The following is a 15,619-nucleotide window of genomic DNA, read 5'->3' on the forward strand; positions in this document are numbered from 1 at the left end:
CCCAACATCGATCGATCTATGCAACGCTAACGGGGTCCCTTTTGCGCGCCGATAGGGGGGCCCGATTGAACGCCGATTGACAAGCCACGACCTCCTTGAAGGTCTCGGTCGCTTGCCCTGCGAGCCTGCGCCAATGACCGAGCAGGAAGCGCAGGAGCTCGGCGAGCTCGAGGCCGACTACGACCGCGTCGCCGCCGTGCTCGAAGACGAGGACAGCGACGAGGACGAGGTCGCCAAGGCCGAACAGGAACTCGTCGTCATCGACCGCGCCATGCGCGCGATCAATGACCGGCCGCCGGTACTCGCCGACGAACTGAAAGCCGAAGCTGGTGCTTTCCTCGTCCTCTCGCGCAATGGCGAGCCGACCTTGGTCCCGCAGTTCTATACCGAGACCGAGGTCATCGCTGACGAAGGCGTGGTCGAGGCCATTGAAGAGAGCGGTGCGGCGAAGCCCAAGGGAAGCTCGTTGTCGCAGCGCCTGCTCGACGAGCTCGCAATGCAGCGCCGCGATATCCTGGCGATCCATCTCGCCAACGATCCGGCACTGGCGCTCGACTTCATGGTGTTCACGCTCGCTGATGCCGATGGGCACGACTGGCGCGCCAGGAAGGCCTCGACACTGGTGGGTCCGGTAGCATCAGGCCCGGTTACCGGGTTCGAAGCCAGGGATGCGCCGGCAAGTGCTGCCCTGGCCGAGTTTGCCGGGTCGCTCGATGAAAGCTGGCGTGCTGGGACAAGCGATGTCGAACGGTTCGCCAGGTTCCGGGCACTGTCAGACGAGGCGCGCTCGGCCTGGCTTGGCCATGTCGTCTCGCGCACGCTTGTCGCCAGCCTTGCCTGCGAAGGTGAGCGTTCGGTACCGATGCATGAGACGCTCGGCTCGCTCCTCGAAATCGAGACCGCGCATTGGTGGCGTCCCACGGCTGTCAACTACTTCGACCGTGTGGCCAAGGTTCGCACACTCGAAGCGCTCGATGCTGCGGGTGGTCCCGAACTGGTCAGTCGCTACGCTGCTTCGAAGAAGACCGAACTGGCAAGCGCTGCCGATCGCATCTTCTCGGGCAACTTCATTGGCAAGGCTGAGGTCAAGGAGCGGGCGCAGGTTTGGGTTCCTTCGATAATGCGTTTTGCTCGTCCCGAAGAAAGCGAACTGGTTGACGCCGGAGCCGAAAAGCCGGTCAGTGACGTTACAGCTGACGAGATTGCCGAGCAGGCTGCCTGACCCCTCCTGACAGGTCCAGGTCACTCGGCGGGCGGTCCGTCCCAATCGGGACGGGCCGCCTTTTCCGTGTCAAATTCTGGGCCGTTAGCCGCCAGTCCGGTCTTGGGGCTGACATGCGGAAAGCCGCCCTCCCGCTAACGACCCCACCGCAGTCTTTCATCGTCGGTCGCAGTAGCCTTCAAGCGGTCATAAGGACATGCCCTGCTCTTACTCGAACTTCCCCAAGGGGATGGAACCGGGCCGACCATTCACGGATTGGTGTTGGGTATTATCGTCAAAAACTCGGGAAGCCGAAGGGTTCATCAATGCGCCCCATCACAGTTGTCCTCACAGAAGGTTATTCGGACTGGGAAATTGCACCGTTGTGCGGTGCTGGCCGTGCCTTTTACGAGGCGGAATTTCGGTTCGTATCTCCAACGGGGGGCGCTCTTACGTCTGCTGCAGGCCTACCGATCGCCGAAACTGCGAGGTTCGAAGCACCGGACGATGGCGTCGTCGTGGTTTGCGGGGGTCCCGCTTTCGAGGCTGACGATGGCTTGAAAATTGGTCAAAAGTTGAGGCAAGCGCGTCAGTCAGGTTGCATCATCGCTGGCATTTGCGGTGGAACGATCGCCCTGGCCCGTGCCGGTATGCTCGATGACGTCAGCCACACATCTAACGGGCCTGATTATCTTAGGAAATACGTCGAAGCGTACTCGGGCACAGGTAGGTACGTCGATAAGCCGAAGGCCGTTCGCGATAAGGACATCATCACTGCTCCGGCCCCTGCCCCTGCGAGCTTCGCGAGCGAAGTCCTCGCGGCAGCGGGACTCGAACCTCGGAAGGCAGAAGAGTTGAAAAGCATGCTCGGCGCAGAGCATTCGAGTTAAAAGATTGGGTGAGCGCAAGAAAGGCAACACGCGAATGGAAGCCAACAACGGGTGGAAAACATGTAGGCGCGGCCACAAATATCGCGGTCCCGGCCCCTGCCCGAAGTGTTGGCCGGCTGGCGCTGCCCGTGTGCGATCGAAAGATAGTCGTTCGTGAGACTTCAACCCGCCAGGCAGCTCACTCGATGGTCCGCCAATGGGCCGCCAGCGGTCAGTCCGCTTTCTGGGTTTGGGATCGCAATTGCCGACATTCCGCAACGACCGTAATATCATTTGTCTGATAGGGTCGGGATGGTCACTAGCATGCGGTTAAGCTCTTCGACATCGTCGAACGGAGCTTGCGTAAGGGTTAGTTTCGCGCCGCTTCCGTCCGGTTCGAAGTTGATCCGCATCTCCGTCTCAGTGGCATCGGGCTCTTCCCAACGGAATGTGAACACGAGCAGGCGCGGAGACTCGATGGTCAGATAACGGCCACCGTGCGGCAGTTCCTTCCCGTCCTCGCCGACCATGACCGCGCGCGATTCGCCGCCCTCGCGGACGTCGGCATCGAACGAGGTAGTCCTGAACTCTTTGGGTCCCCACCAGCGCACTATTTCCGTCGGATTGGTCCAGGCCGCGAAAACCTCCTGCGGCGGGGCGTCGAACCGATGCTCGAGTTCGAGAGAATGCTGCTTATCCTTGTCCATCGATGTCTTTGCCGTTGCTGCGAAGATGCGTGTCGAGACGGTCCAGACTTCCCGTCCAGAACTTGCGGTAGCGTGCGATCCAGGCCTCGGCTGCGGCTAGCGGCGCCACGACGAGGCGGCGCGGGCGACGCGCCCCCTCACGTCGCTGCTCAACAAGCCCGGCGCGCTCGAGGACAAGCAGGTGCTTGGAAACGGCGGCGAGGGTCTGATCGAATGGCGCCGAGAGATCGCTCACGGTCAACTCTCCTTCGCGCAGGTGCGTGAGCAGCGCCCGGCGGGTCGGGTCCGCCAGCGCCGCGAAGGTTCGACTGAGAACATGGCGGGCTTGCTGACGCAGGTGGCGCGGCGCAGTTACGAGGCACTGGGCAAGCAACTGGCAGGCGCGGCAGAGGGGCTGGAAGGCAACGCGGCGCTGCGCGCGCTGACGGCCGTCTATGTTAGGTTCGCGCGCGACAACACGGGCCGTTTCCGCCTGATGGGCCGCACCGACTTGATCGAATTGGAGGACGATGACCTGCGGGCTGCGGCCTATCGGGCGATGCGCCCGCTCGCCGCCGCCGCTGCCGGAACACGCGGCCTCGGCGTGCCGACCCCCGAGTTCGAGCGACTGGATCCGCGCCTGATCGCCGCCATCGCCCCCGCGCACGGACTGGCGCATCTGGCCACCGAAGGACGGCTGGCCGCGACAATGCGGTCGGGAGAGGTGGACGCGCAGGCGCAAGACGCGTTGGTGGACGAGGTTTTGCGCGCGCTGTGGCCTTGAAGCAAACCGCCCAAACCGATAGCCGCTACGCAATACTGATCACGCTGAACGCGAGCGAGCCATATGCTACGACTTCGGTTTCTTGCTGTGCCTCGATATCTGACGCTGGAGGCGCGCGCGTGTCCTACCCGCCTGCTCGGGCAAACAGGACAGCTCTCCAGCGCAGGAGGTTACCTGTACCACAATGGTGAGCACGTCTGCTGTTGAAAAACCGCCACTCGCGCGCCAAACATTCTCCCAAAATGCGTAAGATCCTACGCGGTATGGTGGCGGTCACGCAACGCTATCCGGCTGACGGTTCGCCGAACATGATCTGCCTGAAGACCTTCACGTAACTTTCTTCCGGCTGGGTGCCGTCGCCCGATCGCAAGACTGCGGTATGCCAGAGTATGAGCAAGGTTTCGGTGATGACATCGGCGGGCAAGCGGAGTGGCTGCCCAAACTGGGCGGCCAGGCCTTCGATCAGAACCCGGAACTGGGCCGTTACACGCGCCTCCGCAGCCTTGTACTGCGCGCGGAATTCCGGGTTGCGAAAGGCATAGAGCTGCAATTCCAGCGCCAGCGCCGCCCAGGCCTGGCGATCGGGGATGTGGGCTAGCCACGCAGCAAGCGTTTGCATGGCCTGGTCGATATCGACTTCCGGGATCGAGGCGGCGAGGTCTTCCAGTCGGTCCCGCTGTTCGGCCAAGTGACCTTCCATGACTTCGAGCAGCAGCAACTCCTTGCTCTCGAAGTTCGAATAAAAGGCGCCTTGCGTAAATCCGGCGTCGGCGCAGAGCTGGCGCACGGAAAGTGCCGGGATGGAATGGGCGATCATCAGCCGCTCGGCCGATTCGATCAGCTTGGCGCGTGTTTCCGCCTGGCTTTGCCGACGCGATTTGCTGGTGGTTTCGCCGCTCATGGTGCTCGATCCGTCTCAAAAGTCCTGATTTTCGGAACCAAATTTTCAGATATCACTTGATATTTCAAATGCCCGACCAGAGGATCGGTTTCCCGTCGATCCTTTCCAGCAGGCGAAACAGGCAGGAGTTGTTGCCCATGCAGCCCATACGGTTCACCCCCGATGTCGAGCGAGTCGATCCCGACGAACAGCGGCTGACGCGCGAGATCGTCGAACAGATGAATGCGACGGCGCGCAACGCGTTCGAACGGCATCGGCACGCCCATCGCGATGCCCATGCGAAATCGCACGCGATCCTTAAGGGTAGCATGACCGTGCACGACGGTCTGTCGGCTGAGCTTGCGCAGGGCATCTTCGCTTCTCCGAAGACCTACGAGGTCGTCGCGCGGCTTTCGTCCGCGCCGGGCGATATCCATTCGGACGGGGTTCCGGCCCCGCGCGGTTTCGCGATCAAGGTGATCGGCGTTCCGGGTGACCGGCTTTCGCCCGACATCGGTGGCGAGAACCAGGATTTCCTGATGGTGAATTTCCCGGTGCTCGCCTTCGGCACGATCCCGAAATACAAGCAGATGCTGGGTCTGCTCGAAAAGAACGCGCATGCGCCCGACTTCTTTCAGCGGCTCGTTGCCGGCGTGGCGCGCGGCGCGAAGGATGCGTTGGAAGCGGTGGGCAAGGTGCCGAGCGCGACGCTCGAGGGGTTGGCGCGCGACAACAATCATCCTCTCGGCGAAACCTATCATACGCAGGCCGCTGTCCGGTTCGGCGACCATGTAGCCAAACTGTCGCTCGCCCCGAAATCCCGATCCGTGCGCGATTTGACCGGTCGGGATCTCGGAGACGTCCAATATTCGACTATGCGCGACGTGATCGGCAATTTTTTCCGCGCGAACGGCGCCGAATATGAATTGCGCGCGCAGCTCTGCACCGATCTCGAAACGATGCCGGTGGAAGATGCGGCGGTGTTGTGGGAAGAGGAAAAGTCTCCTCATCGTGCCGTCGCCACGCTGCGCTTCGACAGCCAAGACCCCTACAGCCCGCCACGCCAGGTGTTCGGCGACGATGTATTGTCGTTCAATCCATGGAACGGCGTCGAGGCGCATAGTCCGCTGGGCGGCATCATGCGCATTCGCCGCGCGGCCTACGAACGGTCCAGCGCCTATCGTCACACCCAGAACGATCGCCCGCGCATAGAGCCGCAGGCCCTGTCCGACATTCCCGATTGACCACCAAGCGCAAAAGGAGCGCGCCATGACCAAAAGCATCGATCCGCGTCTTGCCGATGAGAGCAAGCCCGAAGAAATCCGCCGCCGTGCGCGCGAGCTGGCAGAAGACTTGCCGCAGCTGGCGAAAATTGCGCTGGAAGCGATGATCCGTGACCACAATCCCGATTACAAGGGCACTGCCAACAAGGCGGGGCGCGCAGGCATGCAGTCGGGCAATGTGTCCGAACTGACTGCTATCGCCAAGGTGAAGCCGGGCGGGGCGGATCGCCTGCGCCGGATCTTCGATCTGACCAACGGCAATATGGACGGCGCGCAGCGCGTGTCGACCTTGCACGATATGCGCTTCGTTTTCTTCGACGACGATACGCGGATCCTGTTCGCCACCACCTATGATGGCGATTGGGACACTTACATCAACGATTTCGCCACCAAGATTCCCGGCTTGATGGACTTGCTCTTCGCCAACATCGAAGGATGGCCGGGCATCGACAGTCCCGAGGTGAAAGACTTCATCGCCGATCACCAAATCGATGCGTCGGGCTGGTTCGTCGCAAATCCGCAGGTGACCGTTGTGGATACTCGCCGGTACCAGCGGATGGAGCACGCGCTGGAGGACTTCCTCGAAAAATCCCGGGCGAATGCAGATATGGATCCCGCCACCCGCCAGGCTCTCGACGAGCTGAGCACGGCCATCGCGCAACCCGAAGGCGTGGATTATTGACATGGGCATTCTCCAAGAACTTTCCGCCCGCTTCCGTCCCGACAAGGTCAAGCTCCAGCTCGACGATATCCAGGCGCTGATCCTGCGATCCCGGCCCGAACCCTATGTCGGTATCCATTCGATGATCCATGTCGACGAGGCTGCGGGTGGTCGGGATCTTTTACGACGCTTGGCCGACCATATCCCTGCTGCATCGGGGTGGACGGACGAACTAGATTCGTGGACCGGCGTCGCCATCAGCTACGATGGCTTGAAGGCACTCGGGCTGCCGGAAACCTCGCTGGGGAGTTTTCCGCTGGCCTTCCAGCAGGGCATGGCCGCTCGTGCCGAGCAACTACGCGATTTAGGCGAAAACGCGCCCGAAACATGGGAGGATCCCTATCGCCCCGGCACTTGCCATATCGCATTGACCATTTATGCGCGCGACGACGATGCGCTCGACGACGTGCTGGCAAAGGCCGAGGCCGAACTGGAAAAATCCACCGGCATCACGCTGATCGGTACGCACCGTTTCGGTGCCGACGAGGACGCAAAGAACCCCTTCGGCTTTCGCGACAGCATTTCGCAGCCGTTGGTCGACGGGAGCGGGGTCGACCCCTTGCCCGGTCAGGAGCGCGCGATCGCGCCTGGAGAATTCATCTTGGGCGAGGACAGCGAGACCGGCAGCCCGCTCGCCATGCCGCAACCCGAACCGCTTGGGCGCAACGGGTCATACATCGTGCTCCGCAAATACCAGAGCCGGGTCGGCGCCTTCAACGACTTCCTGCGCGGACAATCCGCCGACGAAGCCGAGCAGGATTATATCGCCGCGAAAATGTTCGGCCGGTGGCAGAGCGGTGCGCCATTGCCGCTTGCGCCGGAACGGGACGATCCGGAGCTCGGCGCCGATCCGCAGCGCAACAACGACTTCTCTTACGAAGACGATCATCGCGGCCTTGTCTGTCCGCACGCCGCGCACATGCGCCGCCTCAATCCGCGCGACAGCCAGCTTACGATCCTCAGCGACGTGAACATCCACCGCATTATCAGGCGCTCGTCTACCTATGGGCCGAAATGGAGCCGCGACGTGACATCCGAAGTCGATGCGCAGGAAGATCGCGGGCTGTTCTTCATTTTCATCAGCGCCAGGGCCTTCGATACGATCGAATTTCTCCAGCAGGAATGGATCAACCGTGGCAACTTCGTCGATCTGGGCGAAGAACGGGATCCGGTCGTCGGCCTGCACCAGACGCCCGGGACCTTTACCATTCCCGAAACGCCGGTGCGCCGAAAAATCGATGGCGTGACCACCTTCAACCGGCTGCGCGGCGGGGAATACATGTTCATGCCCTCGCTAACGGCGCTGCGCTGGATTGGCGATGGCGCATGGGAAGAAGGCGCGAGCCCATGAACCCACAGAGGGGGCAGGGGGGCGGTTCGGCTTTCGTCTATCCCATCACGGTCGGCCCTGATGCGATCGACGAGCTCGATCACGTCAACAATGCGGTCTATCTGACCTGGGTGCAGCAGGCGATCACCGCCTATTGGGTCGCACATGCGCCGGCGGAGGAGGTCGCAAAGATCGCATGGATCGCCCTGCGCCACGACATCAAATATCGCAGCGAGGCGTTTCTCGACGACCAGCTCGAGGCGAAAGTCCTCCTCAGGGGCTTTCGTGGTTCCCGCTCGCAATTCGAAATACAGTTCAGCCGCGGCAGCGTGTCTGTCGCCGAAGTGGACACGACCCTGTGCTGCATCGACCGAGAAACACGGCAGCTGCACCGCATCACGAACGAGTTGGCGAGGCATTTCGCCATTGTAGCTTAATGCACACGGCTTCTTGCCCTTTTTCTCCGAGCCATTTGACAATCCCAACGCGAAGGCGCGAGAACTGTATAAGTTCTAGTAATCGCAGCCCCACAACTATCCCCGTTCTAGCGAGGATACCGACCCGTTATCGTTGCATTTGTTATACAATGCCTCGGCGCTGCCGACCGAGGCGGTCGCAATAGGTGCGCACATTTGCAGCGATCCCTTGTGCTGAACCGACGCCCACTCTCGGGGGGGACAGCACGCCGATCGCAAGGAGTGGTTGCTAAGGTGCTAAGCTGCCATCTGGGCTGATGCTGACGACAGGCAGCTTTCGGAAAAGATTCAAGCGAGCTCAAATGGCCGACATTAGGGCGTATTCCGTTGAAAAAGTCCCGCTTGCGGTCGGCGTGAAGTCCTGATTCAGTCTTCGCAGGAAAGCGGAGATCAGGCTGATGATGGGCGAGCGGACGGTGATGCAGGAGGCGCTGTTCTACAGCTTCTGTATCGAGGATCACGTGCCGGGCGATCACCTGCTGCGTGCGATCGACCGGTTCGTCGATCTGTCCGGCATTCGGGAGCATCTGAAGCCGTTCTACAGCGCGACGGGGCGGCCCTCGATCGATCCCGAACTGATGATCCGGATGCTGCTCATCGGCTATTGTATGGGCATCCGGTCGGAGCGTCGGCTGTGCGAGGAAGTGCATCTCAACCTCGCCTACCGCTGGTTCTGTCGGCTTGATCTCGATGGCGCGGTGCCCGATCACTCGACGTTCTCGAAGAACCGGCATGGCCGCTTCCGCGACAGCGATCTGCTGCGCAAGCTGTTCGAGCTGACCGTCGAGCGCTGCATGGCCGAGGGTCTGGTTGGCGCCGAGGGGTTCGCAGTCGATGCGAGCCTGATCCGTGCTGACGTCCACCGCCAGCGTTCGGTGCCGGGCGAACAAGGTCTCCCGCCCGAAGCCGCCGGACGTGCGGTCACCGAGTATCTCGAGGTGCTCGACGATGCGGCGTTCGGCGGATCGACCCCGGTCACGCCCAAGCGCATCAACCTCACCGATCCCGCTGCGCGCTGGACCGCGGCGACGCGCGAGCGGGCCTTCTATGCCTACAGCACCAACTACCTGATCGATCTCGACCATGCCGTCATCGTCGACGTCGAGGCGACGACGGCGATCCGTCAGGCCGAGGTGCTCGCCCAGCGACGGATGATCGAGCGCACGCAGGACCGCTTCGGCCTGTGGCCCGAGAAGCTGGTTGCCGATACCGCATATGGTTCCGCACCGAACCTCGCCTGGCTGGTCGAGGAGAGAGGTATCGAGCCGCATATCCCGGTGTTCGAGAAATCCGCGCGCAACAACGGCACCTTCGAGCGATCCGCCTTCACCTACGACCACGAGGACGACAGCTATATCTGCCCCGGCGGCAATCGACTGCGCCGCTCGAACCGCAACTTCAGCACGCCGCGCAGCGGGATCGATAAGGACGGGTCCATCCGCTACCGCGCCCGGCAGCAGGACTGTCAGGGCTGTGCCCTGCGGCAGCGCTGCACACCCAATATGCCCGCGCGTAAGGTGACCCGGTCAGTCTACGAAGGTGCGCGGGACCTGACCCGCGAGATTACAGCCAGCGATGCCTTTCTTGTCTCCAGTCGTCAGCGGAAGAAGGTCGAGATGCTGTTCGCCCACCTCAAGCGTATCCTGAAACTGGACCGCTTGCGCCTGCGCGGTCCGAATGGAGCGAAAGACGAGTTCCACCTCGCCGCCGCAGCCCAGAACCTTCGTAAGCTGGCCAAGATGCGGCCAATGCCGGGCCTCGCACCCGCCTGAGCGGTGCGACAAGGCCGCTCATCCAAACTCAGCGCAGTCCTCAGCACGCGCCACCGGTGACTTCTTCAACAGAATAAGGGCGCAAAGCCGACATCATTAGAAGAGAGCAGAGGGAGCTGTGATCTTCCTGAGCCGGGGCATCTCCGTCCCGGTCATCAGGAGACCTCCCATGACCAAATCCCGCCGCACTGCTTCAGCTTCGCCCGCTCAGCGCATCACCGCCGCCATCATCGAAAAGCTCGAGCAAGGCACAAAACCCTGGGTCAAGCCATGGCGCGGTGTGCCCGTCTCGCGGCCCTTGCGCTCCTGCGGGACGCCCTATCGCGGGATGAACACCTTCTGGTTGTGGCTGGTGGCCGATGGCTGCGGGTACGCCTCGCCCTACTGGATGACCTATCGCCAGTGTCAGGCGCTCGGGGGACAGGTCCGCAAGGGCGAAAAATCGACCATGGCGATCTTCTACAAGAGCTACACCAGGGAGGTCGAGAACGCCGAAGGCGAAGCTGACACCGAGAACCGGCGCGTGCTCAAGGCCTATGCCGTGTTCAACGCTGAGCAGTGCGATGGTCTGCCCGCTTTCTACCATCCCAAGCCGCTGGTTGCCGCGCTTAAGCCCGAAGGACGCGAAGACCGGCTCGATGCCTTCTTTGCCCATATCGGCGCAGACCTGCGGCATCATGGTGCGCAGGCCTATTACGAGCCGCTGCGGGACCGGGTAACCATGCCGCCAGCCGAACTCTTCGATGCCTACGACCACTACTACGCGACGCTCGCGCACGAGCTCTCGCACTGGACGGGTCATTCTTCGCGGCTCGACCGCGATCTCAAGAACCGTTTCGGCAGCGATGCCTATGCTGCCGAGGAACTGATCGCCGAGCTGTCCTCGGCCATTCTTGGGGCCGAACTGGGGCTCCCGGTCACCCACCTCGACCATCACGCCAGCTACATCGCCTCCTGGCTCAAGATCCTCAAATCAGACGAGCGCGCGATCCTCACCGCTGCGGCCAAGGCCGAAGAAGCGGCCAGCCTGCTTCTCGACCTGGGTGGTCACCAAGCCTGTGAAAGCGAGGCCGACGTCGATCTCGCTGATGCAGCCTGAGGAGCAGTAAGATGGGACGTTCTGTTAGCTATCCAACCGGCTCCGTGGTGGCCTTTCGCCTGCTCGATGACGGCGAAGACGATGATGTCGACTGGGCCTACGAATGCCTCGTCGACGAGATCATCGACACCACGAAGGCGGCCTTTCCTTCCTTCGAGCGCTTCGAGGGATGGCGCGGCCGCGAGGACCGTATCCTCCTGCGCAACGCCTTCGCCGATTGCCGCATATCGACCTGGTGCGGCCTTGCCGCGATCTGGCTCGCCGAGCGCGATGACGCTCGCTACTGGGAGGCTGATTTCTACAACCCGCGAACGGCGAGAGCACGGCACTGGCTTGGCCAGGTCTCGGGTAGGTTCATCGACCTGTTTGGTGAGTTGCGCCTGGTAGGTCGGTTCTCGAATGGCGAAGCGATCTTCGAGCGCTCCCGATCCGCTTGCGCCACTGGGTCCTGATTCTGCCTCGTCCCTGTCCGCCGGGAGAGGCCCTTGGGCCGGTCGTGGCGCGCCGCAACCTGCGGCCCGTCGGCCCGTGTTGCCCGCGCCAGCCTAGGGCCGCAGGTTTCCCGCTGCGCGGTGCGTCTCGCCCCTTCTCCCGGCCCTGATCGGGCTCCGGCGGACAGGGCCGAGGCAATGGTGCCTCCTCTCCTTGTCCCCGCGATCAGGAGACACCCCATGTACGACAGCTTCATCGACCAATTGAACGGCCTCGACCTTTCAGGCCTCAGCATCAGGCCAGCTCCCTTCAACGCAACCGACTTTCCCTGCGAGGACGCGATCGAGCAGACCCTCGCTGCAGTCTGGTCCGACCTTTTCGCGATGTTTTCCGACACGGCCCTGCAAGCCGATGCCGAGGACATTGCCTGGGGCATGGTCAATCTCTTCCACCGCGCAGCCAGCCGCAAGGCGGCTCAGCTTGACCGGGCCAGCGACGAGATTCGGGTCCTGCTCGCATCGGCCGATGGCTCCGAAGTGCATTCGAGCAATCTTGAAGAGCAGGTCGAACGCGCGCAGGCTGCCGAAGCCAGCATGCTGGCCTTCGAGCAGATGCGCGAGGCTGTCGCAGCACTTTACCGCGACGAGACCGGTTCGTCGTGGAAGCCCGTTTCCGGCTCGCGCGCGAGCCATTCGCGAAACCTCACATCGGCCGTGATCGATGCCCGCGATTTCCTCCGCGCACGCGCCGAGAACCGGCGTCACGCTTTGATTCCGGAAGGAACTCCAATCGTCTTTGCCGGTGGTCGCCAGACCTTTGGGAGCACCGAGGATGCGAAGCGTTATGCCGACACTATCTGGGCTACGCTCGACAAGGTTCGCGATGCGGTTCCCGATCTCTTCCTGGTCCATGGCGGCGACGGCAAGGGAGCCGATCGCCTGGCCGCGAGTTGGGCTGAACGCCGCGAAGTCCAGCAGCTGACCTATTCGCTCGATCGTCGGCTTGGTGCCCGCGCCGGGTTCAAGCGCAACGAGCAGATGCTTTCGCTGAATCCGCGTTATGTCGTCGCCTTTCCGGGCAATGGCGTAACCGAACGGCTCGTCATTGATGCCAAGGCGCGCCGGATCACCGTCGTCGATCGCAGGACCGTCACGTCCCGATCCAAGACTAAGGGATAACAGTCTGTTGGTCGCCGCAGCATTTCTACGATCGGTTGGCTGCGACGACCATCTCTGACAATCGTCGTCGATTGCCTTTTCGGTTCAAGGAGGGATTTCTTGGAAAGGCATCTCGGGTTATCAGCCCCGCATGCACCACGCCGACTCCAATCCGCTCGCTCATGGTCACAACTTCCTGAGCGCCTCGCACGACGCGCATGAGCGGCGCACGCGCTATGTCGTTGCCTTGACCGCCGCGATGATGGTGGTCGAAATCGTCGCCGGCCTGTGGACCGGATCGATGGCGCTTCTCGCCGATGGTATCCACATGGCGACCCATGCGGGTGCTTTGGGCGTCGCGGCGTTCGCCTACTGGTTTGCCAGGCGCCATGCGAACAACCCGCGTTTCACATTCGGTACCGGCAAGGTGGGCGACCTCGCCGGCTTCGCGAGCGCGCTTGTCCTCGCCATCTTCGCAATCGGGATCGCGGTTGAATCGGCTCAAAGGTTCGTCAGCCCGCTCACGATTGCCTATACCGAGGCGATCTGGATCGCCGTGCTCGGCCTTGTGGTGAACCTCGCGAGTGCCTGGCTGCTTGGTGCCGATCATCACCATGGGCATGATCACGACCATCATCATCACCACCACCATGCGCATGCCGATAACAATCTGCGCTCCGCCTATTTCCACGTGCTTGCCGATGCCCTGACCTCGGTCCTGGCTATCGTGGCCCTTCTCGCCGGCATGTACCTCGGCTGGGCATGGATGGACGCGGCAATGGGGCTGGTGGGTGCATTCGTGATCGGGCGCTGGTCATGGTCACTGCTGCGCGATACCGCTGCCGTGCTTGTGGACGCCGAAGCGGCCTCTCAACGGTACACAGAGGTGCGCGAGGCGCTCGAGGACCGGGACGCCGCGATCGGCGATCTGCACATCTGGCGGATCGGCCCTGGCAAGTATGCGGTCATCGCCTCGCTCATCGCCGGTGATCCGCTCGCGCCCGACCATTATGCGAGCCGACTTTCAGAGCATGCGGAATATGTGCACGTCACGATCGAAGTGCATCGCTGTGAGCATCCCCATCCCGAGCTTCGCGCAGCCTGATCGTCCCGTTCTTGCAAGGCCGAAACAGTATTCGAGGACTGTTATACTGTAACAAACGACTTATACTTCATTGTATTACGGAGCTTGCAATCTTGATCCGGTTTGCTAGGAGCCGTCGGAATCCATGACCACAAGCTATCGTCGCCTTGTCCTGCATCCTTTTGTCGTCCTGCTCATGCTGGTCGCGATGGTGTTCGTGACCGCGGCGGATGCTGCTGCTTGCGGCGCCGAAGTGGCGCCCGGAAGCACGCCCGTTCTGGCTTCGCTCGACAGCGCGTCCGCGTCATCCGCAGCTACCGACGAAGTTCCGGGTGATTCGGATGCGCCGACCGAGCAACACGGCATGTGTGGGCACGGCCATTGTCATCATGGGGCAAGCTTTGCCAGCACCGTGCAGAAGGATTCGGTCCCTCATTTGGTTGTGGTTCCCGATGCGCCTCCCTCCGAGGCGCTCGCTTCCGACATTACCGACCGACTGAAGCGCCCTCCTCGCGCCTGACGACCGTCACCGCGCTGCATGCCGCAGCGCAGTTCGGATTGTCAGCAGAGGAATTTTCGGAAAATGTTAGCCATTCATTGGCGAGGAGTCCTCCTTGGAGGGCTGTTCCTCGCCGCTCATGCCACGACCGTGGCGGCGCAGGAGCGTGAGCTTCTGACGCTCGAAGACGCGCTGAGCCGCTCAGGTGTCACGGGCGAAGTCGATGAAATCTCCGCGAACCCGCGTATGGTGGGACCGCGCGCCGAAGCGGATGCCGCTCGCTCGCTCGTCGGACAGGCGCGTCTCCGACCGAACCCCGAAGTTTCGTTCGAGGTCGAGAATATCGCCGGAAGCGGCGCTTTTTCCGGACTGCGGGCTACCGAATACACGCTTGCGGTGGGGCAGCGCCTTGAACTTGGCAACAAGCGGGGGACCCGGGTCGAAGCTGCCCGGGCGCAAGCACAGCTTGCAAACCTTCGCGCCGACCTGTCCGATGTCGAACTCGGCTACCTCGTCCGCGAGCGATATGTCGCAGCGGCGGCCGCTGCATCGCGCGTGGAACTGGCCCGCGATGTGGTCGAACGGAACGAAGAGCTCGCTCGCATTGCAGGACTGCTGGTCGAAGTAGGCCGTGAGCCACCTTTGCGCGCCTTGCGTGCAGAGGCGGCTCTGGCAGAGGCGCGCGCCGAATTGCAAGCGTCTCAAGCGGCCAGTCTCGCGGCGCGCACTGCTCTCGCGTCTCTCTGGGGCGTTCAGGACGTGCCCCCTGTAGTCCCGGCGGACTTTCCGGACATCCGGCCACCTGGAGTTGCACTGGCTGCGGCGAGAGGGCTCCAGTTGCGGGTGGCGCGCGCCGAAAGCAGGGCTGCTGCGGCAGATATTGATCGTGAGCGCAGCTTGCGCGTTCCCGATCCGGTCGTCTCGGCCGGTGTGCGCCGTTTCGAAGAAAGCAACGACAACGCATTCCTTGTAGGCGTCTCGATCCCGCTTCCGTTCAGCAATCGCAATCAGGGCAATATCGCGGCTGCAGAAGCGAGGCTTCGCGCCGCAAATGCACGCGAGGCCGTGGCACTGGCGGATTTTGAACAATCGGTAACCCGGGCGCGGGCGCAGTATCTCGCTGCTGAGGCGCGCGTCGAAACGCTTTCCCGGACATCGCTGCCCCAGGCCGAAGAGGCGCTGCGGCTTGTCCGCATCGGCTACCGCAACGGCCGCTTTCCGTTGATCGAGGTGTTGAGCGCTGCCGAAGCGCGCGATGCAATTCGTGAAGCCCTGATCGCTGCCCAGCAGGACCGGGGGCAGGCTGCTGCTGAATTGATCCGGCTGGCCGCACAATGAGGAATATT

At 62.4% G+C, this 15,619-nt stretch carries 17 protein-coding genes and 1 pseudogene; 14 read left to right on the forward strand and 4 right to left on the reverse strand.

Annotated features, from left to right (window positions below):
• Window positions 1-82: 82 nt before the first annotated feature.
• Both K4G67_RS15830 and K4G67_RS15835 read left to right on the forward strand, forming a co-directional pair.
• Window positions 83-1,222 (forward strand): annotated as a pseudogene (locus K4G67_RS15830) (chromosome partitioning protein ParB); the annotation flags it as partial.
• 305 nt (window positions 1,223-1,527) lie between these two features.
• Window positions 1,528-2,091, forward strand: coding sequence for a DJ-1/PfpI family protein (locus K4G67_RS15835; RefSeq protein WP_219150309.1), 564 nt, complete (start codon window positions 1,528-1,530; stop codon window positions 2,089-2,091).
• A gap of 269 nt (window positions 2,092-2,360) precedes the next feature.
• Here the strand turns inward: K4G67_RS15835 and K4G67_RS15840 are convergent, their stop codons facing one another.
• Window positions 2,361-2,777 carry an SRPBCC family protein gene (locus tag K4G67_RS15840; RefSeq protein ID WP_239807256.1) on the reverse strand — a complete coding sequence of 139 codons (417 nt, stop codon included), beginning with the start codon at window positions 2,775-2,777 and terminating at the stop codon, window positions 2,361-2,363.
• On the reverse strand, window positions 2,764-3,150 hold the full coding sequence (locus tag K4G67_RS15845; RefSeq protein ID WP_231680650.1) for an ArsR/SmtB family transcription factor: 387 nt from the start codon (window positions 3,148-3,150) through the stop codon (window positions 2,764-2,766). The genes K4G67_RS15840 and K4G67_RS15845 overlap by 14 nt, the downstream gene beginning before the upstream one ends.
• Here K4G67_RS15845 and K4G67_RS15850 point away from each other — a divergent pair.
• Window positions 3,094-3,540, forward strand: coding sequence for a TetR-like C-terminal domain-containing protein (locus K4G67_RS15850; RefSeq protein WP_239807257.1), 447 nt, complete (start codon window positions 3,094-3,096; stop codon window positions 3,538-3,540). The genes K4G67_RS15845 and K4G67_RS15850 overlap by 57 nt on opposite strands.
• A gap of 283 nt (window positions 3,541-3,823) precedes the next feature.
• Here the strand turns inward: K4G67_RS15850 and K4G67_RS15855 are convergent, their stop codons facing one another.
• Complete coding sequence (locus K4G67_RS15855) at window positions 3,824-4,441, reverse strand: TetR/AcrR family transcriptional regulator (RefSeq protein WP_239807258.1); 618 nt, start codon at window positions 4,439-4,441, stop codon at window positions 3,824-3,826.
• On the reverse strand, window positions 4,438-4,719 hold the full coding sequence (locus K4G67_RS15860; protein WP_239807259.1) for a hypothetical protein: 282 nt from the start codon (window positions 4,717-4,719) through the stop codon (window positions 4,438-4,440). Before K4G67_RS15860 ends, K4G67_RS15855 begins: the two co-directional genes overlap by 4 nt.
• A gap of 30 nt (window positions 4,720-4,749) precedes the next feature.
• On the opposite strand from K4G67_RS15860, the gene K4G67_RS15865 reads away from it, so the two are divergent.
• The 11 genes from K4G67_RS15865 (at window position 4,750) to K4G67_RS15915 (ending at window position 15,611) form a co-directional block, all read left to right on the forward strand.
• Complete coding sequence (locus K4G67_RS15865) at window positions 4,750-5,664, forward strand: catalase family protein (protein WP_239807260.1); 915 nt, start codon at window positions 4,750-4,752, stop codon at window positions 5,662-5,664.
• A gap of 25 nt (window positions 5,665-5,689) precedes the next feature.
• Window positions 5,690-6,385: a hypothetical protein gene (locus K4G67_RS15870; RefSeq protein ID WP_050599578.1), complete on the forward strand. Its 696-nt coding sequence runs from the start codon at window positions 5,690-5,692 to the stop codon at window positions 6,383-6,385.
• A gap of 1 nt (window position 6,386) precedes the next feature.
• Window positions 6,387-7,775, forward strand: a complete 1,389-nt coding sequence (locus tag K4G67_RS15875) for a Dyp-type peroxidase (protein WP_239807261.1) — start codon at window positions 6,387-6,389, stop codon at window positions 7,773-7,775.
• Window positions 7,772-8,191, forward strand: a complete 420-nt coding sequence (locus K4G67_RS15880; RefSeq protein WP_054526858.1) for an acyl-CoA thioesterase — start codon at window positions 7,772-7,774, stop codon at window positions 8,189-8,191. The genes K4G67_RS15875 and K4G67_RS15880 overlap by 4 nt, the downstream gene beginning before the upstream one ends.
• A gap of 437 nt (window positions 8,192-8,628) precedes the next feature.
• Window positions 8,629-10,002 (forward strand): transposase, encoded by a 1,374-nt coding sequence (locus K4G67_RS15885; protein ID WP_239807262.1) that lies wholly within the window; start codon window positions 8,629-8,631, stop codon window positions 10,000-10,002.
• A 169-nt stretch (window positions 10,003-10,171) separates the two neighbouring features.
• Complete coding sequence (locus tag K4G67_RS15890; RefSeq protein WP_239807263.1) at window positions 10,172-11,101, forward strand: ArdC family protein; 930 nt, start codon at window positions 10,172-10,174, stop codon at window positions 11,099-11,101.
• A gap of 11 nt (window positions 11,102-11,112) precedes the next feature.
• Window positions 11,113-11,553 carry a hypothetical protein gene (locus tag K4G67_RS15895; protein ID WP_239807264.1) on the forward strand — a complete coding sequence of 147 codons (441 nt, stop codon included), beginning with the start codon at window positions 11,113-11,115 and terminating at the stop codon, window positions 11,551-11,553.
• A 219-nt stretch (window positions 11,554-11,772) separates the two neighbouring features.
• Window positions 11,773-12,711 carry a DUF2493 domain-containing protein gene (locus tag K4G67_RS15900; protein WP_239807265.1) on the forward strand — a complete coding sequence of 313 codons (939 nt, stop codon included), beginning with the start codon at window positions 11,773-11,775 and terminating at the stop codon, window positions 12,709-12,711.
• Window positions 12,712-12,841: 130 nt separating this feature from the next.
• Window positions 12,842-13,795 carry a CDF family Co(II)/Ni(II) efflux transporter DmeF gene (gene dmeF, locus K4G67_RS15905; protein ID WP_239807266.1) on the forward strand — a complete coding sequence of 318 codons (954 nt, stop codon included), beginning with the start codon at window positions 12,842-12,844 and terminating at the stop codon, window positions 13,793-13,795.
• A gap of 124 nt (window positions 13,796-13,919) precedes the next feature.
• A complete protein-coding gene (locus K4G67_RS15910) occupies window positions 13,920-14,294 on the forward strand; it encodes a hypothetical protein (RefSeq protein WP_156843013.1) in 375 nt (124 codons plus the stop codon).
• Between the two features lie 63 nt (window positions 14,295-14,357).
• Complete coding sequence (locus K4G67_RS15915; RefSeq protein ID WP_156843014.1) at window positions 14,358-15,611, forward strand: TolC family protein; 1,254 nt, start codon at window positions 14,358-14,360, stop codon at window positions 15,609-15,611.
• Window positions 15,612-15,619 lie beyond the last annotated feature (8 nt).

The sequence above is a fragment of the Croceicoccus hydrothermalis genome (assembly GCF_022378335.1).
Taxonomy (GTDB): Bacteria; Pseudomonadota; Alphaproteobacteria; order Sphingomonadales; family Sphingomonadaceae; genus Croceicoccus; species Croceicoccus hydrothermalis.

Excerpts from the sequence above, each read along its gene's own strand:
- K4G67_RS15910 (WP_156843013.1), top strand. The coding sequence starts at position 13,920 with ATGACCACAAGCTATCGTCGCCTTGTCCTGCATCCTTTTGTCGTCCTG.
- K4G67_RS15840 (WP_239807256.1), bottom strand. The coding sequence starts at position 2,777 with ATGGACAAGGATAAGCAGCATTCTCTCGAACTCGAGCATCGGTTCGAC.
- K4G67_RS15875 (WP_239807261.1), top strand. The coding sequence starts at position 6,387 with ATGGGCATTCTCCAAGAACTTTCCGCCCGCTTCCGTCCCGACAAGGTC.
- K4G67_RS15895 (WP_239807264.1), top strand. The coding sequence starts at position 11,113 with ATGGGACGTTCTGTTAGCTATCCAACCGGCTCCGTGGTGGCCTTTCGC.
- K4G67_RS15855 (WP_239807258.1), bottom strand. The coding sequence starts at position 4,441 with ATGAGCGGCGAAACCACCAGCAAATCGCGTCGGCAAAGCCAGGCGGAA.
- K4G67_RS15865 (WP_239807260.1), top strand. The coding sequence starts at position 4,750 with ATGACCGTGCACGACGGTCTGTCGGCTGAGCTTGCGCAGGGCATCTTC.
- K4G67_RS15850 (WP_239807257.1), top strand. The coding sequence starts at position 3,094 with ATGGCGGGCTTGCTGACGCAGGTGGCGCGGCGCAGTTACGAGGCACTG.
- K4G67_RS15835 (WP_219150309.1), top strand. The coding sequence starts at position 1,528 with ATGCGCCCCATCACAGTTGTCCTCACAGAAGGTTATTCGGACTGGGAA.
- dmeF (WP_239807266.1), top strand. The coding sequence starts at position 12,842 with ATGCACCACGCCGACTCCAATCCGCTCGCTCATGGTCACAACTTCCTG.
- K4G67_RS15880 (WP_054526858.1), top strand. The coding sequence starts at position 7,772 with ATGAACCCACAGAGGGGGCAGGGGGGCGGTTCGGCTTTCGTCTATCCC.
- K4G67_RS15870 (WP_050599578.1), top strand. The coding sequence starts at position 5,690 with ATGACCAAAAGCATCGATCCGCGTCTTGCCGATGAGAGCAAGCCCGAA.
- K4G67_RS15890 (WP_239807263.1), top strand. The coding sequence starts at position 10,172 with ATGACCAAATCCCGCCGCACTGCTTCAGCTTCGCCCGCTCAGCGCATC.
- K4G67_RS15885 (WP_239807262.1), top strand. The coding sequence starts at position 8,629 with ATGATGGGCGAGCGGACGGTGATGCAGGAGGCGCTGTTCTACAGCTTC.
- K4G67_RS15860 (WP_239807259.1), bottom strand. The coding sequence starts at position 4,719 with ATGGGCATCGCGATGGGCGTGCCGATGCCGTTCGAACGCGTTGCGCGC.
- K4G67_RS15915 (WP_156843014.1), top strand. The coding sequence starts at position 14,358 with ATGTTAGCCATTCATTGGCGAGGAGTCCTCCTTGGAGGGCTGTTCCTC.
- K4G67_RS15900 (WP_239807265.1), top strand. The coding sequence starts at position 11,773 with ATGTACGACAGCTTCATCGACCAATTGAACGGCCTCGACCTTTCAGGC.